This is a genomic window from Methylobacterium sp. Leaf85, assembly GCF_001422125.1.
Taxonomy (GTDB): domain Bacteria; phylum Pseudomonadota; class Alphaproteobacteria; order Rhizobiales; family Beijerinckiaceae; genus Methylobacterium; species Methylobacterium bullatum.
Genome location: NZ_LMME01000034.1, coordinates 180948 through 205650, shown reverse-complemented (window position 1 = coordinate 205650; position 24703 = coordinate 180948). Strand labels below are relative to the sequence as shown.

The window sequence follows — 24703 nt, the reverse complement described above, 5'->3', positions numbered from 1 at the left end:
TGCGGGGAGAGAGCCGCGACGCCCATCCTCGACGAGTCGACGGATCAGGCCTTCTTGCGTGCGGCCGTCTTTGCCGCCGGCTTCTTTGCCGTGGTGGTCTTGGGAGTGGTGGTCTTGGGAGTGCTCGTCTTGGCAGCGGTCGCCGTGCTCTTCGCCGCCGTCCCGGCTGCCGCCTTGGTCCCCGCCGCCTTCTTTGCGGGAGCCTTCGCCGTTCCCGCCTTGGCGGCGGTCTTGGTCGCCGTCTTGCGGGCCGGGGCCTTCTTCTTGCCGCCGCCCGCCGCCTCGCGGGCGGCGATCAGCTCCAGCGCCTGGGGCAGGGCGATGTCGTCGGCGGCGAGCGTTTTGGGCAGCGTCGCGTTGGTGGTGCCGTCGGTGACGTAGGGGCCGTACTTGCCCGACTTCACCACGATGGCCTTGCCGGTCTCGGGATGGTTGCCGAGCGCCCGGCCGGGATCGGAGGCCGGGCCACGGCGTCCGCCGCCCTGCTCCTTGGCGACGATGAGGTCGATGGCGCGGTTGGCGCCGATCTCCAGCACGTCGTCGTCGCGGCCGAGATTGGCGTACATCTTCCCATGCTGCACGTAAGGACCGAACCGGCCGAGATTGGCCAGGATCGGCTCGCCGCTCTCAGGGTGCCTCGCCACTTCGCGGGGGAGGGCGAGGAGACGCAGCGCCTTTTCCAGATCGACGTCGGAGGGGCTCAATCCCTTCGGCAGGGACGAACGCTTGGGCTTGGGCGCTTCCTTGTCGGTGGAGGCTTCGCCGAGCTGGACGAAGGGACCGAAGCGCCCATCGCGCAAAGTGACGGACATGCCGGTGACCGGATCGTCGCCGAGCACCCGCGTGCCGGGCTGACCGCCGCCGGAGGTGCCGTCGCCCTCGCCCTCAACGGCGTTGGCCGCGAGCTGGCGGGTATACTTGCACTCGGGATAGTTCGAGCAACCGACGAAGGCACCGAACTTGCCGAGCTTCAGCGAGAGCTGACCGCTGCCGCAGGTCGGGCAGGTGCGCGGGTTCGAGCCGTCCGCCTTCTCGGGGAAGATGTGCGCCCCGAGGAGGTCGTTCAGGGCATCGAGTACCTCGGTGACGCGGAGCTCCTTGGTGCCGGAGATCGCGGCCGAGAAGTCCTTCCAGAAATCGCGCAACACCTCGCGCCAGTCGATCTCGGCGTTGGAGACCCGGTCGAGCTGGGTCTCGAGATCGGCGGTGAAATCGTACTCGACGTAGCGCTTGAAGAAGCTCTCCAGGAAGCCGGTGACGAGGCGCCCCTTGTCCTCGGCCACCAGGCGCTTCTTCTCGATCCGTACGTATTCGCGGTCGCGCAGGGTCTGCAGCACGGCGGCATAGGTCGAGGGCCGGCCGATGCCGAGTTCCTCCATCCGCTTCACGAGGCTGGCCTCTGAGAAGCGCGGCGGCGGCTCGGTGAAATGCTGGGTCGAGACGATGCGCTCGCGCTTGAGCGCGTCGCCCGCCTTCATCGGCGGCAGGCGCTTGCCGTCCTCGTCCTCCTCGTCGTCCTTGCCCTCCTGGTAGAGGGTGAGGAAGCCGTCGAACTTCACCACCTGACCGGTGGCACGCAGCTCGATCTTGCGAGGGCCGACGGAGGCGACGATGTCGACGGTGGTGCGCTCGAGCTCGGCCGATTCCATCTGGCTCGCCACCGTGCGGGTCCAGATCAGGTCGTAGAGCTTGGCTTGCTCCGCATCCACATAGCGGGCTACGGATTTGGGTAGCCGGCTCATATCCGTGGGGCGCACCGCCTCGTGGGCTTCCTGCGCGTTCTTGGCCTTGGCACTGTAGCGGCGCGGGACGTCGGGGAGGTAGCGCTCGCCGTATTCCTTGCCGATGACGCGGCGTGCGTCGGCGATGGCCTCGGGGGCCATGTCGACGCCGTCGGTCCGCATGTAGGTGATCAGACCCACGGTCTCACCGCCGATCTCGACACCCTCGTAGAGCTTCTGCGCCGCCCGCATGGTCTGGGCCGGCGCCATCCCGAGCTTGCGCGAGGCCTCCTGCTGGAGTGTGGAGGTGGTGAAGGGCGGGGCCGGATGACGCTTGGCGGGCTTGGCCTCGACGCTGCCGACCTGGAACGTGGCGAGTTCGAGGTCGCGCTTGAACGCGGCGGCGTCCTCGCCGTTGCCGACATCGAGACGCTGGATGCGCTTGCCGTCGGCACCCACGAGACGCGCCTCGAACACCGCGCCGTCCTGGGTCACCAGGGTCGCCACCAGCGACCAGTACTCGCGGGGCTTGAACGTCTCGATCTCGCGCTCGCGCTCGCAGACGAGGCGCAGCGCCACGGACTGGACGCGGCCGGCCGAACGGGCTCCGGGCAGCTTGCGCCAGAGTACCGGCGAGAGGTTGAAGCCGACGAGATAATCCAGGGCGCGACGCGCCAGATAGGCGTCCACCAGGGCCTGGTCGATCTGGCGCGGATTGCGCATGGCGGTGTCCACCGCCGCCTTGGTGATGGCGTTGAAGGTCACGCGCTCGATCGGCATGCCCTTGATCGCCTTGCGGGCGTTGAGGGCCTCGACCACGTGCCAGGAGATGGCCTCGCCCTCGCGATCCGGATCGGTGGCGAGGATCAGGCCATCGGCGCCCTTGAGTGCCCTGACGATCTCCGAAACGCGCTTCGAGCCGCGGTCGTCGAGCTCCCAGAGCATGCGGAAATCCGCCTCCGGGTCGACGGAACCGTCCTTGGCGGGAAGGTCGCGGATATGGCCGAACGAGGCGAGCACCTCGTAGTCGCGGCCGAGATACTTGTTGATCGTCTTGGCCTTGGCCGGCGACTCGACGACGACGACTTTCATGTGCGGATCAGCCTCTCGTCAGCGCCCGAGCTGCCGCCGGGACTCGCAGCCGGCGGGGTTTCTCCCACCGGGACTCACAGATTGTGTGCAAGACTTCGAACGTGGCCTGGCACCATGGTCGGCCCGGCGCTTTGCGGGGGACAAGTGGGTCAAGGGCGCGGGGTTGTCAAATCGGGAGGAGGCGGTGCCGTTGCAAGATGCGGTACCCGTCAGATCCCCGCATACCATTCGTAGCCGCGATCCTCCCAGTAGCCGCCCTGGCCGTCGCCGATCCCGGACAGGCGCTCCACCACCTCGATCCGCATGACGTATTTGGCGTGTTTGTAGCCGAGCTGGCGCTCGACCCGCAGGCGCAAGGGGGCGCCGTTCGAGACGGGCAGGGCCTTGCCGTTCATGTCGTAGGCCAGGATCGTCTGCGGGTGGAAGGCGTCGGTGAGGTCGATGCTCTCGTAGTACCGGATCGGACGGCCGTTCGGACCGCCATCGCCGGCCTCTATCTCCGCCACGTCCCCGCCCTCGAGACCGCCACCGGCCATCTCCATCGTGTCGGCGCAATGGAACACGACGTAGCGTGCGTTCGGCTTCAGCCTCGCCCGGGTCAGGACTTCGCCGAGCGGGACGCCCGTCCATTTGCCGATGGCGCTCCACCCCTCGACGCAATCGTGCCGGGTGATCTGGGTCCGCGAGGGCAGGGCACGCAGGTCCGCGAGGGACAGGTCCTGCGGCTGTTCGACGAGGCCGTCGATCCTCAGTCTGAAGGTCGCGAATCCGGCCTGCACCAGGGCCTTGTAGCCGTCGTCCGGAGGGTCGATCGTCCCGTTCGGCTTGAACCGGGGCGAGATGTCGCCCTCGTCGAACTCGTGGGCGAGGGAGGTCGGCGTCAGAAGCAGGCGCTGCACGAACAGGTTGGCATCCTCCCCGAGCTTCAGCGTGCGCCGGCCCCAATCGCTGACGGCGATGCGGTCGCAGCCGCCGAGGACGGCGGAACCCACCAGGCCGGCCACGCCGGTGAGGATGCCGCGACGGTTGGGAGCGCGCGTCATCGGCCCTTCCCCGGATAGGAGGTCTTGCCCGGATAGGAGGTCTTGCCAGGGTAGGAAGTCTTGCCCGGATCGGAGGTCTTGGTGGTCTCGATGACGAACCAGCCGGTGACCATGCCGCGCAGGTTGTTCCAGGCCCCCGAGACCAGCACGAGCGCCACATGGACGAGGGTGAACAGCACGAGCAGGTTCGTGACGATGAAGTGGACGGTCCGGGCCGATTGCCGGCCGCCGAACAGGGCGGGCAGGGGCAGCACGGCGTTGAAACCCGGCGACATGGCGAGGCCCGTGAGCAGCATCATCGGCAGGAGGAGGACGATGACGACGAAATAGCTCAGTTTCTGCAGCGTGTTGTAGCGCCGGGCCTCCTCGCCCTTCGGGAAGGTCAGGGTGAGGTGCTCGCGGATCGAGCCGCCGAGATGCCGGATCTGGTCTCTCTGGGGCACGATCCGGCGGCGCAGCTGGCCGCTCTCGATGCCGTAGATGAGATAGATCAGCCCATTGATGAAGAAGGCCCAGGCGAACAGGAAGTGCCAGCGGCGCCCGGTGGCGAGGTCCTGGTGCGCCGGCAGGGTGATCCAGGCGGGGAAGGCCCTGCCCGTGGTTTGGCCCTGCGCGGTGGAGAGGCCGAGCCAGCCGGTCGTGTCGACCGTGTGATCGCCGATCCTGACGATCCCCCGCGCCGCGCCCTCCGTCGTCTCGTCGTTCGTGACGGCGAGGAGCGGCGCGTCGAAGGTCGAGGCCGAGCCCCAGTACAAAGCCGGATGGGCGTTGAAGATCTGCAGCCCGCTCATCAGCAGCACGGCGAGGCAGACGAGGTTGATCCAGTGGGCGGCCCGGATCACCGCGGGGTGGCGGAAGACCCAGCGGCGGCGGATCGTCTCGATCCGCTCGTCGGGCCGTCTCGTCGTGCTGGCTGCCAAGGGGCGGACTCCGGCCTCGATCACGAATCGCGCCCATCTGAGTCAGCCGGAGGGCGCATTCTAAAGGAGACTACGAGCCACGGGGCGGAAAGGTTACACGCCCCCGTCACGCCGCGGCAGCAAGCGACCGGTCCCCGGCCCATCGCTCCTTGCCGCTCCCCGTTCGCCTCCCTATAGCCATGGTCTCAGAATGACCGTCGCACCCGCCTCCTTCCCCCATCGGCACCTTCTCGGCATCGAAGGGCTGTCGCGCCCCGATATCGAGGCCCTCCTCGACCGGGCGGAGGATGCCGTGTCCCTCTCCCGCCAGGTGGAGAAGAAGCGCACCACCCTGCGCGGCCGCACCCAGATCAACCTGTTCTTCGAGCCCTCGACGCGCACCCAGAGTTCGTTCGAACTCGCGGGCAAGCGTCTCGGCGCCGACGTCATGAACATGTCGGTGGCCTCGTCCTCGGTGAAGAAGGGCGAGACCCTCATCGACACGGCCGCCACCCTCAACGCCATGCGGCCCGACATCATCGTCGTGCGCCACCACTCCGCCGGCGCCGTGCATCTCCTGGCCCGCAAGGTCGATTGTTCGGTGGTCAATGCCGGCGACGGAGCCCACGAGCACCCGACCCAGGCCCTCCTCGACGCGCTCACCATCCGCCGCAACAAGGGGCGGATCGAGGGCTTGAGGGTCGCGATCTGCGGCGACGTCCTGCACAGCCGCGTCGCCCGCTCCAACATCATCCTGCTCCAGGCCATGGGCGCCCGCGTGCGGGTCATCGGCCCCTCGACGCTGCTCCCCACCGGGATCGAGCGCTTCGGCGTCGAGGTCTTCACCGACATGCGCAAGGGGCTCGAGGGCTGCGACATCGTGATGATGCTGCGGCTCCAGCGCGAGCGCATGAACGGATCCTTCGTCCCCTCGGTGAAGGAGTATTTCCGCTATTTCGGCCTCGATGCCGAGAAGCTGGCGCTGGCCGCGCCCGACGCCCTGGTGATGCATCCGGGACCCATGAACCGCGGCGTCGAGATCTCGTCCGAGATCGCCGACGGGGCGCAATCCCTGATCCGCGAGCAGGTGGAGATGGGGGTCGCCGTCCGCATGGCGGTCCTCGAAGCCCTCGCGACGCATCTGCCGAACGCGTGAGCGTGACGGCACATGCGCTTCACCCCATCCCCAGGAGGCTGCCATGCACCACAAAAGGAAACGCCCCAAGAGCGCCCGTGCCGGCTGCCTGCTCTGTAAGCCGCACAAGGCGAATGGCTGCTGCGCCGACCACAAGAACATGCGCGCCGGTGACCTGCGGCGCTACCAGGCGGGCACCGCGCAGCTTCGGTGCGAGGCGGCCGATTGAGGCGAGATTCGCATACGCCGCGTTCCCATGGAGAGGGTTGCGAAACCCCGACGACATGCTGAGTGTCTGGTTTTGGCTGGAGCGGTGGTTCACCGATACGCCCAACTTGGCAACCATCTTGTTCCGCGGGATGGCCACCGGTTTCATCGGCGCCCTTGCATTGATAGCGCTTGGGATCGCTTTCGATCTGTCAGGCGACATAGTCGCCCCGATGCTATTGGCTTTGCAGGTCGGGCTTATTTGCTGGATGGGTTGGGCCATCAACAGACGTCGAGCGGCACGATGAATCGCGACCGGCCAGTGGAAAGCTCCATGGTGCAAGACTGCCCAACACACGATAACGCTGCACCATGATCTCTCGACCTCTCCTCTTGATGAACGCCAGCCTCCTCGATCCGGCCACGAGCCGTGAGGGGCCGGGGCATGTCCTCGTGCGCGACGGCCGCATCGCCGATATCGCCTGGGGCGCGTCACCCGCTGCCCCCGAGGGCGCCGAGATCGTCGATTGCGGCGGGCATGTCCTGAGCCCCGGCCTCGTGGATCTCCGCGCCTTCGTCGGCGAGCCGGGCGCCGAGCACCGAGAGACCCTGGCCAGCGCCAGCGCGGCGGCGGCGGCGGGCGGGGTCACCACCCTCGTCTGCATGCCGGACACCAACCCGGTCATCGACGGGCCGGCCATCGTCGATTTCGTCCTGCGCCGCGCCCGCGACACGGCCTGCGTCACAGTCCTGCCCGCCGCCGCCATCACCAAAGGGCTGGCCGGCCAGGAGATGACCGAGTTCGGCCTGCTGCAGGAGGCGGGAGCCGTCGCCTTCACCGATGGCCTCAAGGCCGTTCGCAACGCCCAGGTGATGCGCCGCGCCCTCACCTATGCCCGCGATTTCGACGCCCTGCTGATGCAGCACGTGGAGGAGCCCGACCTCGTCGGTGAGGGCGTGATGAACGAGGGCGAGATGGCCTCGCGCCTCGGCCTCGTCGGCATCCCGCGGGAGGCCGAGACGGTGATGCTGGAGCGCGACATCCGCCTCGTGCGCCTCACCGGCGGCCGCTACCACGCCGCCATGATCTCCTGTGCCGATTCGGTGGAGATCGTGCGGCGGGCCAAGCACGACGGCCTGCCCGTGACCTGCGGCGCCTCGGTGAACAACCTCGTCCTCAACGAGGGCGATATCGGCCATTACCGCACCTTCTGCCGGCTCTCGCCGCCGTTGCGGCACGAGACCGACCGCCTCGCTTTGGTGGAAGCCCTGAACGAGGGGGTGATCGACGTCATCGTCTCCGATCACAATCCTCAGGATGTCGAGACCAAGCGCCTGCCCTTCGCCGAGGCCGCCGACGGGGCGCTCGGCATCGAGACCCTGCTCGGCGCGGCGCTCCGCCTCGTCCATACCGGCGACGTGGCGCTGCCGCGCCTGCTGGAGGCCCTCACCGTCACCCCGGCGGCGATCCTGCGGCGCGAGGCCGGGCGCCTCGCCGTCGGCGCGCCGGCCGATCTGGTGCTGATCGACCCCGACCTGCCCTACGTGCTCGACAAGCGGCGCCTCAAGTCGCGCTCCAAGAACTCGCCCTTCGACGAGGCGCGGCTACAGGGGGCGGCGATCCTGACCATGGTCGGCGGGCGCATCGTCTTCCGGGCGGTGCAGGGTACGGAGGCGGCGGCGTGACCCTTCTGCTCGATGCCGGCTGGCCGCTCCTGCTCGCGAGTCTGGCCGGCGGCTATCTCGCCGGCTCGATTCCGTTCGGGTTGATCGTCACGCGGTTCGCTGGCCTCGGCGACGTCCGCGCCATCGGCTCGGGGAATATCGGCGCCACCAACGTGCTGCGCACCGGCCGCAAGGGGCTCGCCGCCGCGACCCTGCTCGGCGATGCGCTGAAGGGCACCCTCGCCGTGCTGGTGGCCGCCCGCTTCGGCGAGGGTGCCGCTCTGGCGGCGGGGCTCGGCGCCTTCCTCGGCCACCTCTTCCCGGTCTGGCTCGGGTTCAAGGGGGGCAAAGGAGTCGCCACTTTCCTCGGCGTGCTCCTCGCCTTCAGCCCCATCGGCCTCGCCGCCTTCGCGGCGATCTGGCTCGGCCTCGCCTTCACGTTGAAATACTCGTCGCTCGCCGCGCTCGCCGCCTCGGCCGCGACACCCATCGTCCTGTGGGCGGCGGGACAGCCTGCGGTTGCGCTGCTCTTCCTCGTGCTCGCGATCCTGCTATGGTGGAAGCACGCTCCCAACATCCGCCGACTGCTCGACGGCTCCGAGGGGCGGATCGGGCAGAAGGGCTGACCCGATAGTCCGTCGAAGGAGGTCCGGGGCATGCAACTCAACCCCGCCCAGCGCCTCGACTGGCTCCGGTTGATCCGCACCGAGGGCGTCGGCCCGCGCACCTTCCGGACCCTGATCAACCGCTTCGGCGGAGCCGGCGCGGCGCTGGAAGCCCTGCCGGACCTCGCGAAGCGCGGGGCCAAGCGCGTCGTGCCGGTGACGCGGGCGCAGGCGGAAGCCGAATTGGAGGCCGCGGCCAGGATCGGGGCCCGCCTCGTGGCCATGGGCGAGGACGATTACCCCAAGCTGCTCCAGGCCGCCGATTCGGCCCCGCCCCTGATCGCGATCCGGGGTCAGGCGGCGATCCTTTCCCGGCCCGCCATCGCCATCGTCGGCTCCCGCAACGCCTCGGCCGCCGGCCTGGGCTTCACCGAGCGTCTGGCGCGGGGCCTCGGCGAGGCCGGCCTCGTGGTGGTCTCGGGGCTGGCGCGGGGCATCGATGCCCGCGCGCACAAGGCGTCCCTGGGCTCGGGAACGGTGGCGGTGCTCGCCGGCGGCCAGGACCGGATCTATCCGGCCAACCACGAGGCCCTGGTGGAGGGCATTCTCGATGCCGGCGGCGCGGTGCTCGCCGAGATGCCCATGGGCTGGGAGCCCCGCGGCCGGGACTTTCCCCGGCGCAACCGCATCATCTCCGGCCTCGCCTACGGCACCGTGGTGGTGGAGGCCGCGCGCCGCTCGGGCTCGCTCATCACCGCGCGCTTCGCCCTGGAACAGGGCAGGGAGGTCTTCGCCGTGCCGGGCTCGCCCCTCGACCCGCGCGCCGAGGGCACCAACGACCTCATCCGCCAGGGCGCGACCCTGGTCTCGGAGGTGGAGCACGTCACCTCCGCCATCGCGCCGCTGATCGGGCGCGGGGATTTCGAACAGGGGATCGGCCAGCTCGCCCTCGACCGGCCCGACCTCGCCGACGCGCCGATCTTCTGGGACGAGCTCGACGGGATCGGCGGCCCGGCCCCCGAGGCGGAGGAGGAGATCGAGGAGCCGGAACCCGCCGACGACCGCGCCCGCCTCATCGCCTATCTCAGCCCGACCCCCATCGGCACCGACGACCTCGCCCGCGCGGCGGGTCTCAGTGTGCGCATCGTCCAGACGACGCTGCTGGAACTCGAACTCGACGGCCGGATCGAGCGGCATGGCAGCGGAGCGGTGTCGCTGGTGTCGTAGGGAGGACGGGTGTCCGTCCCTCTTGCGTCCCTCTCCCCTTGTGGGGAGAGGTCAGGAGTGGGGGTGGCTCCGCCAGCCTCCGTAAGTCGAGGGTCGCCCGACCACCCCCACCTCCAACTCCTCCCCACAAGGGGGAGGAGGGTAGGGCGGCGCATCCCGCGACATGTGTGAATGCGCCGCCGGCGGGGATGCGCCCCCTACCGCAAAAAATCCCCGAACGAGCGTGGGCCGTCCGGCACCGGGATGTCCTTGATCACCTTGAGCGTCGTCGCGTCGATGACGCCCAGCGTGTTGGAGCCCCAGTTGGTCACGTAGAGAAGGCTGCCGTCGCGGGAGGCGGCGATGCCTTCCGGATGGTCGCCCACCTCGATGGCCGCCACGTTGGTGAGGGTCTTCAGGTTGAACACCGTCACGGTGTTCGAATACTGGTCGGTGACGAAGCCCCGCGTGGCGGTCAGCGCCACCACGTAGGGCCGCTCGCCGGTGGTGACCCGGCCGAATTCCCGCCGTCCGGCCACATCGATGACGGAGATGTCGTTCGACATGACGTTGGCGGTGTAGGCGCGGGTGCCGGTCTCATCGAGGGTGATGCCGAACGGGTGCTCGCCCACCGGGATCTTCACCGTCTCGGTGGCGGTGGCCGCATCGACCAGGGAGACGGAATTGCCCTCGCGGTTGGCCACCAGGATCGTGGCGCCGTCGGGCGTCACCGCGATGCCCGAGGGCGAGGCGCCCACCTGGATCTCGGTCTCGATCTTCGAACCGTCGGCCGAGACCACGAAGATGCGACTGCCGTACCAGTCGGCCACGTAGACCGCCCCGGATTTCGGATTGACGGCGATGCCGAGCGGGCCGCCGGGCAGGGCGAGCGTGCCCGTCACCGCGCGGGCGTCGAGATCGACGATGGCGAGGCCGTGGCCCTCGGGGCGGGTGACGTAGGCGGTCTTGCGATCGGGCGACAGGGCGATGCCGGCCGGCGCCCCGTCCACCGGGATCTGGGCGGTGACGACCTGCGTGTCGAGATCGACCACGGCGAGGATGTTGGCCCCCTGCGCCGTGACCAGGGCCTCGTCGGCGAGGGCGGGGGCGGTGAACAGCGTAAGGAGCAGGCCGACGACCTGCGCCACTCTCCTCCCCCTTGTGGGGAGGAGTTGGAGGTGGGGGTGGTTGGGGAGCCCTCCTGTTGCGGAGGCTGGCGGAAGCACCCCCACCCTCGGTCCCTCCCCACAAGGGGGAGGGAGGAGCGCGTCGCCACTCGGTCCGGTGCGAGCCACCGGATCCGAGGCCCTAGGGCAAAACAGGCTCAAGAGCCCTTCTCGGCCTTGGCCTTCACGTTATCCAGGCCGGCCTTGTAGAGGCCGAGGACGGCCGCCTTGGAGGCGTCGTCGTTCAGGTCCGGCGGCGGATCGTTGTTCATGTAGCCGCGGTAGAACGCGCCGCGCCAGGTGACCTTGGTCTTGGCGCCGTCGCCCTCGACCTCGATGGTCGAGGAATAGTCGTTCACCGGCAGCGTCTTCACGTCCACCTTGGTGATCCGGTACATGTAGGTCTTCTTCTCGGCGTCGTACTTGGCGAGCTCTTCCTCGACCGTGGCGCCGCCCTTGAGGGTCAGGACGCGAGTGGCCTTGACCTCGTTGCCGCCCTTGCCCTCGGTCTTCTCGACGACCGGAATCCAGCTGGCATCCTGGAAATTTCCGAGCACGGCCCAGACCTTGTCGGCCGGGGCGTTGATCTCGATGGTCTGGGAGACCTTCTGGCGGGTCGGGCCATGGGCCTGCGCCGCAAAGGATACCGTGGCGAGCGCCGCCACGGCGGCCAGCGTCTTGAATCTCATCAACCCTGTCTCCTCGGGAACGCACCGTCTAGGGTGCTTGGGGGGCTCGTGCGAGAACCGGCTCGCCGCGCCCGAGGGCGGCGGCGACCTTGTCCTCGATCCAGTCCCAGGCCTCGCGCTCGGCGGGCCCGGCTGTCTTGGATATCGCGATGGCGTGGTAGCGCATCTCCGTGAGGATCTTGTCCGGCTCCAGCATGTGCAGGCGCGTCGACAGGATCGCCGCCTCCAGCACCGCAGCTTGAGCGCGGTTGTAGCCGAAGAACGGCATGTGGCTGGCGCTGTGTACCATGCGGGCACGGTAGCGCGGGCGCGTCGCATCGTCCTCCACAGCGATCACCTCGAACTCGGCATGGCCGAAGCTCTCGGCGAGGCGCCGGCCCGGGATGCGATCGCAGGGCAGGGTCGCCCAGTCGCGCCGCCCGGTGACCGCGCCGGCGATCACCCGCACGTCGCTCGGGCTCGACGCGGCGAAGACCGGATTGGCGTCGAGGTTGAGGATGGTGGGCGAGGGCCGGAATGGGGCGAGCACCCACTCCTCGCCCCCGCGGATGAGGCCGAAGGGCACGAGATGCAGGTCGCCCGCGGGCGAGGTGGTGGTGACGATGGTCTCGAGGATCAGCGGCATCGGATCAGGACTCGCCGGCGGGAACGAGCTTGCCGCAGACGATGCGCGCGCCCCTGTCGCCCGTGGCCTCGGTGTCTGAGGACTTGGCCTCGCCGGATTCCAACAATTCGGGCTTGCCGGCATCGGCCTCCACGGGCGTCGCATCGCGGGTGGCGCGCTCCGCGCCGCCGGGGCCGGAATGCTTGGTATGCCCGGCCTTCTTGAAGGCGGTGGTGTCCTCGACCTCCTCGTCCGCGGCGACGCCCCAGCGCAGGGGCTCGTCCTGGACGTAGCGCTTGCCGAGGCGCCAGGCCGTCTCGGCCTTGGTCAGCTCGCCACCGAGATAGAAGGCGTGGGCACCGTCGGCGGCGACATCGAGATCGGGAAAGAACGCCATGGCATCGGTGCCGATCGTGTGGCCGTCGCGGTTGAAGGCGTGGATGCCGTCCTCGGCCACCGCGATGCGGTAGTTCGGGTCGCGCACCTCCGCCGCCTGGGCCGCGATCTCCTCCGGGGTCTGCACGAAGGGGCGCTTGTCGTGCAAGGCCAGCAATTGGCGTCCGTAGCCCTTGGGCAGGGCGGAATCGGCCTTTGCGGCGAACATCACCCGGCGGGCGGCATCGTGCTCCTCCACCGTGCGCCGCGTGTGGTTGGAGACCTGCACGATCAGGACGTTGCGGATCGACAGTTCCGAGCACATGCCGACCAGGAGGGCGGTGACGCCGAGGCTGTCGGCCTCGGTGAGTTCGGTGAGGTTGCCGGTGCCCATCATCATCTCGATGCCGGGCCAGCGCTTGCGCGTCTCGTGATAGCGCGTGATCGATTCGACGAAGCCGAAATGGATCGGCTCCAGGATCGGATCGGCCATGTAGGGCCGGCCGGCCTTCTCCATGCGCTCGATGGCGCGGTCGAGGGAGGGCAGGTCGTCGGGCCGCATCGGCACCAGGACCGGCACCGCATCGGTCTCGAAGGCGAGGTCCAGGGTCTCCTCGTTGAGGCTGAGGAGAAAGTCGGCCCCGGCCTTCGCCCCGCGCGTCAGCTCGTCGAGGGAGAAGGAATCGACGCTGACCTTCAGCCCCGCCCCCTTCAGCAGGCGCACGCACTCTTCGAGATGCGGGAACTCGGTGTCGGGCAGGCCGCCGAGATCGATCACGTCCGCGCCGCGTCGCGCCAGGTCGAGGCCCTTGGCCAGGATCTGCTCAGGCGTCATCTTCGAGGCATCGACGATCTCGGAGAAGATGCGCAGATCGTGGCGCGAGAGATCGACGTTGCGTCCCGCGAGGCCGAGATAGGCCGGAAGGTCCACCACCTCGTCCGGCCCGCGCTCCACCGGCAGGCCAAAATGGGCGGACAACGCCTCCGGATTGGCGCGGCAGCGGCCCGGCAGGACGATGCGCGTGGCGCCCTCTGGGATCGTCACGCGGCGGCGGATGATCTCCTCGGTCATCAGGGCCGCCACTTTCACGCCCGCATCGGCGATGCTCCAGGCGAAGCGCTCGGCCGGCAGGGTCGCGGCGACCTTCTCCAGGCGCGCCTTCGCCATCCGGCCGGTGATGAAGACGAGATGTTCGGGCGTGCTCACGCGGCGGCCCTTACGATGTCCGCGCCCGGATCCCGGATCACGATCTCGCCAGCGTAGGACGCGGCGAAGGCGGGAAAGGCCGCATCGACAACCCCCATCCGGACGAGGTCGGACAGGCTCGCACCCGCCGGGCGATCGATGGATTTCACCAGGATGCAGCGGGGTGCCCCGAGTTCGGTGGCGAGCCAGAGGGCGAGGCTGTCCGACGTGACGTCCCAGGATTCGGGGATGGAAGCATGCCCGTCTTTCAGCGCGACAGGGTCCCAGATGACAGGCGCCTCGGCCGAGCGGGCCTCCCTCACGCTGCGCACGATGGCGAGGCGCGGCTCGCCCTCCGAAAGCACCTCCGCCATCCGGCCCATGGCATCGAGGGCGAGGCGGTGGGCGAGGGCGTCCGAGAAGCCCAGTCGCCCCTGGGCCTGACGCACCGCATCGGCGAACGGGCCGCCGCCCGGCACGACGACGCAGCGGCCCTCGCCGCCATCCGCCAGTGCGCCGAGAAGGCGTCCGAGCCGCGCCGCGTTTGAGACGAGGCTGCCGCCGAGCTTCACGATGGTGGGAGGCGCGCCCGTCACGCCGCGTTCCGCCGGTCGAGCCCGCGAAGCGTCTGCGCGGCCAGGGCCACGCGCTCCGCGTCGAGGCCGCGCGTCCGGTCGCTGCCGAAGCAGAGGCCGCCACGAAAGCCGAGATAGTCCGGCCGGTGCGCGGCAAGGACGGCGATGTCGGCGATCGTCAGCGATCCCGCGAGGCCGGAGAGCAGACCATGCAGGCGGGCGTCGGCGGTGAAGGCCGAGAGGCGAGGGGCGGGCAGGAGGTCGCCGAGGCGCCGGCCGTCCTTGGTGGCGGTGTCGATCATCACCCCGGCAAAGCCCGCCCCGGCGAGGCGGCCGACGAGGTCGTCCGGCATCGGTGCTCCGGCGAAGAGTACCGCGATGAGGCGGCCGGGGGCGGCCCGCGCCGCGGCGGCGAGGGCGTCGTCGTCGAAATCGGCCCGCACGGCGACCTTGACGTAGCCGATGCCGGTCCCGGCCATCGCCGCCACCGATCCGGGCAGGGAGGCGGCGTCCTGCGGCTCGCCGGCCACCGCGCTGCTGACGGCCACGTCCGCGATGGACGCGACGATCGCCCGGACCGTCTCGACGGGGAGCGCCCCGAGCGCGCCCCGGACGGGGTCCTTGGCATCGACGAGGTCGGCGCCCGCCCGCGCCGCCATCACGGCCTCGTCCGCGTCGCGGACGCTGACGAGGAGGCGGGGACGCGCGCGCAGATCGGATGACATCGGCTTCGACACGGAATGATGGGGCAACGGGAGACTCAGGATCGGTTGGGCAAAGGTTCGGCCAGGAGACGGTTCTTGACCACCCATCGCATGGCATGGACCCATGTGTCGTCGGTATCGGCCCGGATCACCACCTGTCCAGCCCGCACGACCTTGCCGGAAGCGGCGTCCGAGATGAGGACGTAGAGATTGAAGATCTGGTTGGAGCCCTTCTCCACGAAACCGTTGACGGCGAGATCGGCCCCGAGGCTCTTGGCGATGGTGGCGGCGCAGCCCTCGCATTTGAAGAGGGGAGCCTGCTTGGCGATCTCGGCGGCCTGGGGCGCCACGTCCACGACCTCCACCGCATTGCCGGCGGTGAGCGCCTTGCGGAGCTCCTCCGTGACCAGGGCGAGGCGTCGGGCTTCGTCCGGCCGGGCCTTGCGGCCGCCGACCACACCCGGATCGTTGAGCTCGATCCCGAAGATCGCCGCCTTGTCGGGGGCGGCGAGGGCCGGTCCTGCCAGGACCGATCCGGCCAGGATCGCGGCCAGGGCGAGGGCGGCGGGCCGCATCACCGCGCGTCCGAGGCCGGTTGGCGGCAATGACTTCACGGACTTTGGCATCATGGGCGTGGCGCGACGAGACCTAACGAATGGGGACATGGCGAACCTGTGTCACGATCGATGCGGCCTGCGGCGGACACCGCGCCCGAGCCTTCAAAGTCGAGCAGTGACCGGATTTGACAAGTCGTGCAAATCGGCTCGCCGGCGCGGAGCGATCTCGCGTGTATTCGTGCCCATCGGCGCGCAAGCGACGCTCCGCCGCGCCTTAGGGTTTCCTTATGCTTCCGCGATTGAGCGTATCCGCGCAATGTTGTTAGCGTGCCGACCGTATGAACGCATCGCTCCTCTCCCGATCCGCCGCCCTCGTCCTCACGCTCGGCCTCGGCGGCACGGCGTCCCTCGCCCTGGCGCAGGAACCGGCGGCCTCCGCGCAGGCGGCGGAGGCCGCTCCGGGTGACACCCATATCGGCCTGATCTACCGGCCCGAGATCGCGCCGTCCTCCTACGATGCCGAGGCCGCGCCGGAGGACGAGGGCGTTGCCGGCGCCCGCATGGCGGTCAAGGACAACAATACGACCGGGCGCTTCACCAAGCAGACCTACGCCCTCGACGAGGTCGCCCTCACGGAGGGCAAGAGCGCCGTCGACGCCGCCCGCGACCTCGTGGGCAAGGGGATCCGCTATCTCGTCCTGGCCCTGCCAGCGGACGAGGTTCTGGCGGTCGCCGACGCGGTCAAGGGCGAGGGCGTGACCGTGTTCAACACCGCCGCGCCCGACGACCGCCTGCGCGGCGCCGATTGCCGCAAAAACGTCTTCCACGTGATCCCGAGCCGGGCGATGCAGACCGACGCGCTGGCGCAGTTCTTTACGCTGATGCGCTGGCGCAAGATGTTCCTGATCGTCGGCCCCAACGACAACGACAAGCTCTATGCCGACGCGTTCCGGGCCTCGGCCAAGAAGTTCTCCCTGAAGATCACCGCCGAGAAGCCCTGGACCTTCGGCCCGCTCGCCAAGGCGCGGGGCGACACGCCGACCCGCTCCGAGGCGATGGTCTTCACCCGCGGCGTCGATTACGACCTCGCCATCGTCGCCGACGAGGCGAACGATTGGGGCGACTACGTCCCCTTCCGCACGGTGGACCCCCGGCCGGTCGCGGGAACGCAGGGGCTCATCGCGGCCACCTGGCACCCGACCCTGGAAACCTGGGGGGCGGCACAGGCGCAGAACCGCTTCCGGCGTCTCGCCGGCCGGCTGATGCGGCCCCTCGATTATCAGGTCTGGGCGGCCGTGCGCTCGGTGGGCGAGGCGGCGACGCAGAAAAAGACCGCAGACCCGGCCGTGCTCGCACCCTACTTCGCAGACCCGGCCTTCAGCCTGCCCGCCTACAAGGGCGTCTCGCTGACCTACCGTCCCTGGGACCACCAGCTGCGTCAGCCGATCATCGTGGTGCAGCCCAAGGCCATGGTGACCGTGGCGCCCGAACAGGGCTTCACCCATCAGCGCACCCCGCTGGACACCCTCGGTGTCGACCTTCCCGAGACGGCGTGTCGGTTCTGACGGTCCGCGAATGTTCGGGGATCTGCGAATTTTCGCGCCCGTCCTGCGGCAACGCGCTTGCGTTCCGCGTGCAGGCATGCGCTCCCCGTCAGGACAAACTGCACTATAATCACTGTCAATCGCGCAAAGAAGCGATGCCCAGGGAGAAGACGGAATGAGCCTCGGCTTCAAGGCAGGCGTGTGTGTGGCCGCCCTCGTCGGTGCGACGATGGCTCTGAGCGCCACCGCGCAGGCCTACACGGTCTACGTGACCAACGAGAAGGCCAACACCGTCAGCGTCATCGACACGGCGACGATGGCCGTGACCGGAACCTGGAAGGTCGGTCGGCGCCCCCGCGGGGTGACGACGAGCAAGGACGGCAAGGAGCTGTTCGTCTGCGCCAGCGACGACGACCGCATCGACGTGCTCGACACCGCCACCGGCAAGGTGGTGCGCTCGCTCCGCTCCGGACCCGATCCGGAGCAGTTCATCTTGGGGCCGGGCGGCAACCCGCTCTACGTCGCCAACGAGGACGACAGCCAGGTCACCGTCATCGACATCGAGAAGAACAAGGTCCTGGCCGAGGTGCCCGTCGGCGTGGAGCCGGAGGGGATGGGCCTGTCGCCGGACGGCAAGATCCTGGTGAACACCTCCGAGACCACCAACATGGCGCATTTCATCGACACCACCACGTTCCAAGTGATCGACAACGTGCTGGTGGATGCGCGACCGCGCTTTGCCGAATTCACCTCGGACGGGAAGTTCCTCTGGGTCTCGGCCGAGGTCGGCGGCACGATCAGCATCATCGACGTCGCCGCGCGGCGGGTCATCAACAAGATCGCCTTCAAGATCGCCGGCGTGAACGAAGAAGCGATCCAGCCCGTGGGCATCCGCATCACCAAGGACGGCACCAAGGCCTTCGTGGCCCTGGGGCCCGCCAACCGCATCGCGGTGATCGACGCCAAGACCTACAACGTCGAGAAGTACCTGCCCGTGGGGCAGCGCGTGTGGCAGCTCGCCTTCACGCCGGACCAGAAGTTTCTGTTCTCCACCAACGGCTCCTCCAACGACGTCTCGGTGGTGGATGTGGAGGCGAACAAGGTCATCAAGAGCATCCCGGTGGGATTGCTGCCCTGGGGCGTGGCGGTGTCGCCGAATTGAGGTGCACTTTCCCTCCCCCTTGTGGGGAGGGTCAGGGTGGGGGTGGCTCCGCCTGCCTCCGTAGAGGGTCACCCAGCCACCCCCACCTCCAACTCCTCCCCACAAGGGGAAGGAGGGACGCGCGGATATGCCGAAGGACGGACCGCCTCAAGGCGGCCAACGGGAGGACGATCACATGACGAGGACGATGCGGACGATCACCCTCGCCCTGGCGGCCCTGCTCGCCACGGGGCCAGCCTCGGCCCTCGATCTCACCAAGAAGCGCTCCAACCTGCCGGATCTGGTCCTCGGCAACGAGGAGGGCAACGATTTCGTGGTCGAGAACCGGGAGATCGAGCTCGAATCCGGCAAGGCCTATCGCCTGCGCATCGTCGCCAAGGGTCGGCAGGAATATAAGTTCTACGCCACCGAGTTCTTCCGCAACATCTGGTTCAACCAGATCGTGATCCAGCATCTCGAGATCCACGGCAGCGGCCCGCCGGACCACCTCGAATTCGACGATCCGGGCGAGATCGCCATCGAGTTCGTCACGATCAAGCCCGGCGAATACCCCTGGTCGATCCATGGACTCGAATCCAAGGGCATGACCGGCAAATTCATCGTCAAGTAAGGCAGGGCCTCCGCATGCGTCTCCTCATCCCCACATTCGCCTTCCTCCTTGTCGCCGGCCCGGCGCTCGCCGACGACAAGGCCGCCTGTGCCGAGGGCATCGCCACGATCAAGGACGCCCTCGCCAAGGGGCCGTCCGAGACCGCCGCGCCGAAGCTCAAGAAGGCCCTGCGCGTGGCCGAGCGCGAGCAGGGCGAGGGCGAGTTCGACGAATGCCTCGACGCGGTCGGTGACGCCAAGCGGGCGATGAAGCCGTGAGCGACGGGGCAGGGGAGAGTGCGGCCCTCGACGTGGCCGGCGTGAGCCATCGCTTCGGCGCGCGCGCGGCCCTGTCCGACGTCTCGATCCTGGTGGAGCGGGGCCGGTTCATGGCCCTGCTCGGCCCCAACGGCGCCGGCAAGACCACCTTGTTCTCAGTGATCACCCGGCTCTACGCCAGCCAGGACGGGCGGGTCTCGATCTTCGGTCACGGCCTCGACCGCGAGCCGTCCCGGGCGCTCGCCCGCCTCGGCGTCGTCTTCCAGGCCCGCACCCTCGACACCGACCTCACCGTCGAGCAGAACCTCCTCTACCATGCCAGCCTGCACGGCATCGCGCGCCGGGCCGCGAAGGCCCGCATCGCGGCGTTGCTCGCCCGCGTTGGCCTGAGCGACCGGCGCGACGACAAGGTGCGCACCCTCTCCGGCGGCCAGTCGCGGCGCATCGAAATCGCCCGCTCCCTGGTGCATGAGCCGAAACTCCTGCTCCTCGACGAGCCCACCGTGGGGCTCGATCTCGAATCGCGGGCCGACATCGTCGCCATCGTCCGCGCCCTGGTGCGGGAGGATGGGCTGTCGGTCCTCTGGGCGACCCACATCTTCGAGGAGATCGACGGGGCCGACGACGCGGTCGTCCTTCACAAGGGCCGCATCGTCGCGCGTGGAACTGCGGACTCCATCGCGCAAGGCGACGAGACCCTGGAAGCCGCCTTCCGGCGCCTCGTCGCCGAACCGCCGAGGCAGGCCGCATGAGTGCAATGCCCAAAGGCCTCCGATCCCACTCACGACCTCATCCTGAGGTGCTGCGCAGCAGCCTCGAAGGAGGGTTCCAGGGATCATGGAGCGAACTGGAAGCCTCCTTCGAGGCCTTCGCTGCGCTCCGGCACCTCAGGATGAGGGTGGGGATGGGACGTGCCGATAGGCCTGTACCCCGGCTATCGATGGGTTCCTTCTCATGACAAAGACCATCGCCTCGACGGTTGCCGGCCCGACAGAAAAACCCGTGCCCCATCTCGGCCGCCTCGACGCGCTCGGCTACCTGATCTGCCTCGGCGGCATCGTCCGTCGCGAGTTGCTGCGGTTCTTCAACCAGAAGGAGCGGTTCTTCTCCGCGCTCGTGCGGCCACTGGTCTGGCTGTTCATCTTCGCGGCGGGCTTCCGCAACACGCTCGGGGTCTCGATCGAGCCGCCCTACCAGACCTATGTCCTCTACGAGGTCTACGTGGTGCCGGGGCTGGCCGTGATGATCCAGCTCTTCAACGGCATGCAATCCTCGCTCTCGATGGTCTACGACCGCGAGGTCGGCTCGATGAAGGTGCTGCTCACGAGCCCCTATCCGCGCTGGCTGCTGCTGCTGGCCAAGCTGATCGCCGGCGTCACCGTCTCGGTGGTCCAGGCCTATGCCTTCCTCGCCATCGCCTGGTTCTGGGAACTCGACATCCCGGCCATCGGCTACGTGGCGGCGCTCCCGGCCTTCATCGCCGCGGGGCTGATGCTCGGCGCCATCGGCCTGCTCCTGTCCTCGATGGTCAAGCAGCTCGAGAATTTCGCCAGCGTGATGAACTTCGTGATCTTCCCGATGTTCTTTGCTTCATCGGCCCTCTACCCGCTCTGGCGCATCCGCGAGTCGAGCGAGACGCTCTACCTGATCTGCATGGCCAACCCGTTCAGCCATGCCGTCCAGCTCGTGCGCTTCGCCCTCTACGGGCAGTTCGAACCGATCGCCTGCGCCGTCGTCGTGGGCACCACCATCGCCTTCTTCACCCTCGCCGTCATCGCCTACGATCCCGGTCGCGGCATCATGGCCCGGCGCGGCGGACCGGCCGGAGACAATTCATGATTCTTTCGCGGACATTCGTACTGGCCCTGGCGGCCGGCGGTCTCCTCTGTGGGCCGGCCCTCGCCCAGCCCAAAGCGGACCCGGACTGGCCCTGCGTCCAGCGCAAGGTCTCGACCCTGAGCCCCGGCACCGTCTGGACGGGGCCGGATCTGGAGGCCGCCGGCCCTTGGGGCGACGATTACGAGGCGGCCTCGCTCGCCCAGAAGATCGCCTCGCGCCGCACCGAACTCGGCGAGGTCGATCCACTCCTCGACGAGTTCGTCGCCAAGGCCGGCGACGACAAGGCCAAGCGCCTCACCCGCGTCTTCGCCGGCGTGTTCGAGGTGGTGAACAACGAGCGCAACCGGGTGATCGGGGGGATCACGCGCTACGCGCAGGGGCAGCGGCGGATGGCCGAGCGCATCCGCCAGGAGGCCGACCAGATCAGTTCGGTGAAGGACGGCCCCAGCGCCAACGACGCCCGCGAGATGCCCAAGGAAGCCTCGGAACTGGAGACGAAATTCGCCTGGGACCGGCGCATCTTCCAGGAACGCAGCCAGTCCCTGACCTATGTCTGCGAAGTGCCGACCCTGTTGGAGCAGCGTCTCGGCGAGGTCGCCCGCAAGATCCAGGCGCGCCTCTGACCCGACGTCACCATCGGGCTTTCGCCAAGCCAAGTGTCCTCAGGCCCGCCGGACCCTCCGGCGGGCCTTTTGTATCCTGTATCAGTGCCCCTGACCCATAGGTCAGGGTCACTGAGGTCCGGCGGACGAATGCCGCCGCGCAGTCGCGCGGGCATACCTCGATGAGTCGGGCTCATCGAGGTCTGGTATTGCTCGCCGTGGATACTCGCCTCGGCCGCGGAAGGATTGGACGCCGTCGATTCGCTCGACCTTCGTGACGGTCCGCCACGTACGAAGAGGCTCATCCCATCCCCAAGACACGGAAAACATTCCGGCAGCACTTGTTGCCTAATCGTCCCGCTTGTCGTTCCTATTGATCCTGAAGTCTTTGTATTCTCTGGCAAATCGTGTTGCCCGCAGATCACGCGCGGACGCCATCTCTGTGTGTCCTTATTAGAATCGTCGAATCCCCCCGCGACCGCATTGTCGAAGCCCGATACGCCCCGCAACATTCGGTAACGAGCCGGGACAAACCGGCCACGCCATTTTGAATCGAAGGGTCTCGGGACATGAAGAAGCGGACGCTGCGGAGCAGCCTCCTCGTTTCGGTAGCGCTGCTGCCGGGCGTCGCCTATGCGCAGACGACGGTCGTCGGCGGCCAGCAGGCCGTGACGCTGCAGGAACTGGACGTGGTCGCCACCACGCCGACGCCCACCCTGCGCAACGCCCAGGGCGTCCTGCTCGGCCAGGACCGTGACAAGCTTCCCCAGAACACCAGCGTCCTGACCTCGGCGGACGTGAACCGGGTCGGCACCCCGAGCGTGCTGCGCGCCCTCGACGAGCGGATCGGCTCGATCAGCATCAACAACGCGCAGGGCAACCCCTTCCAGCCGACCATCACCTATCGCGGCTTCGAAGCCTCGCCGCTGGGCGGAAGCCCCCAGGGTGTTGCCGTCTACGTCAACGGCAACCGCTTCAACACCTCCTTCGGCGACACGGTGCAGTGGGATCTCATCCCCGACATCGCCGTCGACCGCATCGAGCTCGAAGGCTCGAACCCGGCCTACGGCCTCAACGCCCTCGGCGGCGCGCTTAGCGTTCAGCTCAAGAACGGCTTCACCTATCAGGGCACCGAGCTGAACCTCTCGGGCGGTTCGTTCGGGCGCTTCGGCGGTTCGTTCCAGCACGGGCAGCGCTCGGACAATGTCGGCCTCTACGTCGCCGGCACGGCCCTCTCCGAGAACGGATGGCGCCAGCACTCGCCCTCGCGCCTGCGCCAGTTCTACGGCGATCTCGGCGTGCAGGCGGAGAAGGGTGAGTTCCACCTCAACTTCATGGGCGCGATCAACAGCCTGACCGGCAACGGAACCCTGCCCGTCGATCTGCTGGACTTCAAGCGCAACGAGGTCTTCACCTATCCCGACAAGACGCTGAATGCGTTCGGACGCATCGGGCTCTCCGGCACCTACGACATCACCCCCACCGTGACGATCCAGGGCAACGCCTATTACGGCCGGTTCGAGCAGAACACCGCCAATGGCGACGCCGCCGAGGTGGAGCGCTGCGAGGCGAACGAGCGGTTCCTCTGCTCGGAAGGCGCCAACGAAGAGCAGTTCTTCCTGCGCGACCGGCTGAACCGTCGCGTCCAGGCGAGCAGCGTCAGGACGGCCAACTTCGCCCGGCTTCCGGCCTTCGCGGAGCGGTTCGACGAGGGCGGCCCCTACGCCTTCCTCAACTCGACCCGGACCAACACCGAGAATTTCGGCGTCTCGGTCCAGACCAACGTGCGCGAGACGCTGTTCGGGCTGCCGAACCGCTTCGTCCTCGGCGGCTCCTACGATGGCGGCCGCACGGCCTTCACCGCCGACAACGCCGTGGGCGGCCTGACCTTCGACCGCGGCTTCTTCGGCCCCGGCATCGTCGTGCGCAGCGACGACAACTCGATCACGCCGGTGAGCGTGAAGTCGAGCAACGATTACGGCGGCATCTACCTGCAGAACAACACCGACCTGACCGATCGCCTGACCCTGACGCTGCAGGGCCGGTTCAACATGGCCAAGATCGTGCTGGAGGATCAGCTCGGCACGGCCTTGAACGGCAACCACTACTTCCAGCGTTTCAACCCGGGCGTCGGCGCGACCTACAAGCTCGTGCCCGATCTCCTCACCGTCTATGGCGGCTATGTCGAGGCGAACCGTGCGCCCACCCCGGCCGAACTCTCCTGCGCCGATCCGCTCGCCCCGTGCTCGCTCACCAACTTCTTCGTCGGCGATCCGCCGCTGAAGCAGGTCATCTCCCGCACCGTGGAAGCGGGTTTCCGCGGCAAGCTGCCATCGCCGATCGAGCTCGGGGTGCTCAGCTGGAAGGCCGGCGTGTTCCGGGCCCGCAACGAGGATGACATCACCTTCGTGCCCTCCGACATCACCATCGGCCGGGCCTATTTCCAGAATGTCGGCTCCACCCGCCGCCAGGGCGTCGAGGCGAGCCTCGCCATCACCACCCCGGTCTGGAACGCCTTCATCGACTACGCCTTCGTCGACGCGACCTTCCAGTCGCCGCTGACCCTGGCCTCCGGCGGCAACCCGTTCGCCACGCCGAACCCGGCCCAGCCGGACAACTCGGAAGCTAACCAGATCTTCGTGCGACGCGGCGACAAGCTCCCCGGCGTCGCGCCGCATCAGGTCAAGGTCGGCGTGCAGTACAACGTCACGCCGGAATGGCGGGTCGGCGTCCTCGGCCGTGTCGCCACCGGCAAGTTCCTCGTGGGCGACGAATCGAACCTCAACAAGACCACCGGCAACTACGCGGTCATCGGGTTCAACACGAGCTACCGGGTGAACGAGAACATCGAGCTCTACGGCTACGTGGAGAACGCGCTGAACGCGAAATACGCGACCTTCGGCACCTTCTCGCCGGTCGGCGAGGTTCCGATCCTGGCCCTGCCCAATGCCAGCTCCAACCGGAGCCTGGCCCCCGGCGCGCCGATCGCGGCTTATGGCGGAATGCGCATCTTCTGGTAGCCGCCCCTCGATACCAGACCTCGATGAGCCCGGCTCATCGAGGTCTGCCCGCGCTGACTGCGCGGCGGCATTCGTCCGCCGGACCTCCCTGACCCTGACTTATGGGTCAGCGAGACGTGGTAGAGCCCCTGCGATGGGCCACCGCTCCGGAGACGGGGCGGCGGCCTTTTTTGTCGCTCGCCATGGTCGGTCGCCATGTGCGGCGGAGTGCCCCGTCAGGGGATGATCCGCCACAGGTTC

The 24703-nt window shown here is 68.4% G+C and carries 24 protein-coding genes; 14 read left to right on the top strand and 10 right to left on the bottom strand.

Translation table 11 applies throughout. The features are described from left to right. Positions 1-44: 44 nt before the first annotated feature. The 3 genes from topA to ASF08_RS22095 form a co-directional block, all read right to left on the bottom strand. Positions 45-2813, bottom strand: coding sequence for a type I DNA topoisomerase (gene topA, locus ASF08_RS22105; protein ID WP_056149541.1), 2769 nt, complete (start codon positions 2811-2813; stop codon positions 45-47). A 209-nt stretch (positions 2814-3022) separates the two neighbouring features. Beyond that, positions 3023-3856, bottom strand: a complete 834-nt coding sequence (locus ASF08_RS22100; protein ID WP_056149540.1) for a molybdopterin-binding protein — start codon at positions 3854-3856, stop codon at positions 3023-3025. Further along, positions 3853-4776, bottom strand: coding sequence for a cytochrome b/b6 domain-containing protein (locus tag ASF08_RS22095; protein WP_056149539.1), 924 nt, complete (start codon positions 4774-4776; stop codon positions 3853-3855). The genes ASF08_RS22100 and ASF08_RS22095 overlap by 4 nt, the downstream gene beginning before the upstream one ends. Before the next feature lie 190 nt (positions 4777-4966). On the opposite strand from ASF08_RS22095, the gene ASF08_RS22090 reads away from it, so the two are divergent. The 6 genes from ASF08_RS22090 (at position 4967) to dprA (ending at position 9594) form a co-directional block, all read left to right on the top strand. Beyond that, positions 4967-5911, top strand: coding sequence for an aspartate carbamoyltransferase catalytic subunit (locus tag ASF08_RS22090; RefSeq protein WP_056149536.1), 945 nt, complete (start codon positions 4967-4969; stop codon positions 5909-5911). A 43-nt stretch (positions 5912-5954) separates the two neighbouring features. Further along, positions 5955-6119 (top strand): hypothetical protein, encoded by a 165-nt coding sequence (locus tag ASF08_RS25120; protein WP_156629686.1) that lies wholly within the window; start codon positions 5955-5957, stop codon positions 6117-6119. A 55-nt stretch (positions 6120-6174) separates the two neighbouring features. Beyond that, a complete protein-coding gene (locus ASF08_RS22085; RefSeq protein WP_056149534.1) occupies positions 6175-6405 on the top strand; it encodes a hypothetical protein in 231 nt (76 codons plus the stop codon). 64 nt (positions 6406-6469) lie between these two features. Next, positions 6470-7783 (top strand): dihydroorotase, encoded by a 1314-nt coding sequence (locus ASF08_RS22080; protein ID WP_056149532.1) that lies wholly within the window; start codon positions 6470-6472, stop codon positions 7781-7783. Next, complete coding sequence (gene plsY, locus ASF08_RS22075) at positions 7780-8388, top strand: glycerol-3-phosphate 1-O-acyltransferase PlsY (RefSeq protein ID WP_056149530.1); 609 nt, start codon at positions 7780-7782, stop codon at positions 8386-8388. Before ASF08_RS22080 ends, plsY begins: the two co-directional genes overlap by 4 nt. Before the next feature lie 30 nt (positions 8389-8418). After that, positions 8419-9594: a DNA-processing protein DprA gene (gene dprA / locus ASF08_RS22070; protein ID WP_056149528.1), complete on the top strand. Its 1176-nt coding sequence runs from the start codon at positions 8419-8421 to the stop codon at positions 9592-9594. A 197-nt stretch (positions 9595-9791) separates the two neighbouring features. Here the strand turns inward: dprA and ASF08_RS22065 are convergent, their stop codons facing one another. The 7 genes from ASF08_RS22065 to ASF08_RS22035 all read right to left on the bottom strand — a co-directional run bounded on the left by ASF08_RS22065 (position 9792) and on the right by ASF08_RS22035 (position 15447). Next, a complete protein-coding gene (locus ASF08_RS22065; protein WP_056149526.1) occupies positions 9792-10721 on the bottom strand; it encodes a virginiamycin B lyase family protein in 930 nt (309 codons plus the stop codon). A gap of 176 nt (positions 10722-10897) precedes the next feature. Beyond that, positions 10898-11428, bottom strand: a complete 531-nt coding sequence (locus tag ASF08_RS22060) for an SRPBCC family protein (RefSeq protein ID WP_056149525.1) — start codon at positions 11426-11428, stop codon at positions 10898-10900. 28 nt (positions 11429-11456) lie between these two features. Then, positions 11457-12053: a DUF447 domain-containing protein gene (locus ASF08_RS22055; protein WP_056149523.1), complete on the bottom strand. Its 597-nt coding sequence runs from the start codon at positions 12051-12053 to the stop codon at positions 11457-11459. Positions 12054-12057: 4 nt separating this feature from the next. Then, the gene (locus ASF08_RS22050; protein ID WP_056149521.1) at positions 12058-13614 is read right to left on the bottom strand and encodes a DUF6513 domain-containing protein; all 1557 of its coding nucleotides are present in this window, start codon (positions 13612-13614) and stop codon (positions 12058-12060) included. Further along, a complete protein-coding gene (locus ASF08_RS22045) occupies positions 13611-14189 on the bottom strand; it encodes an amino acid kinase family protein (RefSeq protein WP_056149519.1) in 579 nt (192 codons plus the stop codon). The genes ASF08_RS22050 and ASF08_RS22045 overlap by 4 nt, the downstream gene beginning before the upstream one ends. After that, a complete protein-coding gene (locus ASF08_RS22040) occupies positions 14186-14893 on the bottom strand; it encodes a (5-formylfuran-3-yl)methyl phosphate synthase (protein WP_056149517.1) in 708 nt (235 codons plus the stop codon). Before ASF08_RS22040 ends, ASF08_RS22045 begins: the two co-directional genes overlap by 4 nt. A gap of 35 nt (positions 14894-14928) precedes the next feature. After that, a complete protein-coding gene (locus ASF08_RS22035; protein WP_056149515.1) occupies positions 14929-15447 on the bottom strand; it encodes a DUF3280 domain-containing protein in 519 nt (172 codons plus the stop codon). Positions 15448-15767: 320 nt separating this feature from the next. Here ASF08_RS22035 and ASF08_RS22030 point away from each other — a divergent pair, with 320 nt between their 5' ends. The 8 genes from ASF08_RS22030 (at position 15768) to ASF08_RS21995 (ending at position 24463) form a co-directional block, all read left to right on the top strand. After that, positions 15768-16994 carry an ABC transporter substrate-binding protein gene (locus ASF08_RS22030; protein ID WP_056149514.1) on the top strand — a complete coding sequence of 409 codons (1227 nt, stop codon included), beginning with the start codon at positions 15768-15770 and terminating at the stop codon, positions 16992-16994. A 154-nt stretch (positions 16995-17148) separates the two neighbouring features. Then, entirely contained in the window at positions 17149-18135 is a 987-nt protein-coding gene (locus tag ASF08_RS22025; protein WP_018043586.1) for a YVTN family beta-propeller repeat protein, read from the top strand. 175 nt (positions 18136-18310) lie between these two features. Then, positions 18311-18745 carry a hypothetical protein gene (locus ASF08_RS22020; protein ID WP_026175893.1) on the top strand — a complete coding sequence of 145 codons (435 nt, stop codon included), beginning with the start codon at positions 18311-18313 and terminating at the stop codon, positions 18743-18745. Between the two features lie 14 nt (positions 18746-18759). Next, positions 18760-19002, top strand: coding sequence for a hypothetical protein (locus ASF08_RS22015; protein WP_018043584.1), 243 nt, complete (start codon positions 18760-18762; stop codon positions 19000-19002). Further along, positions 18999-19754 (top strand): ABC transporter ATP-binding protein, encoded by a 756-nt coding sequence (locus ASF08_RS22010; protein ID WP_056149511.1) that lies wholly within the window; start codon positions 18999-19001, stop codon positions 19752-19754. The genes ASF08_RS22015 and ASF08_RS22010 overlap by 4 nt, the downstream gene beginning before the upstream one ends. Positions 19755-19956: 202 nt before the next feature. Next, the gene (locus tag ASF08_RS22005; protein WP_056149509.1) at positions 19957-20841 is read left to right on the top strand and encodes an ABC transporter permease; all 885 of its coding nucleotides are present in this window, start codon (positions 19957-19959) and stop codon (positions 20839-20841) included. After that, a complete protein-coding gene (locus ASF08_RS22000; RefSeq protein WP_056149507.1) occupies positions 20838-21464 on the top strand; it encodes a hypothetical protein in 627 nt (208 codons plus the stop codon). Before ASF08_RS22005 ends, ASF08_RS22000 begins: the two co-directional genes overlap by 4 nt. Before the next feature lie 548 nt (positions 21465-22012). After that, complete coding sequence (locus tag ASF08_RS21995; RefSeq protein WP_018043580.1) at positions 22013-24463, top strand: TonB-dependent receptor; 2451 nt, start codon at positions 22013-22015, stop codon at positions 24461-24463. Positions 24464-24703: the final 240 nt, after the last annotated feature.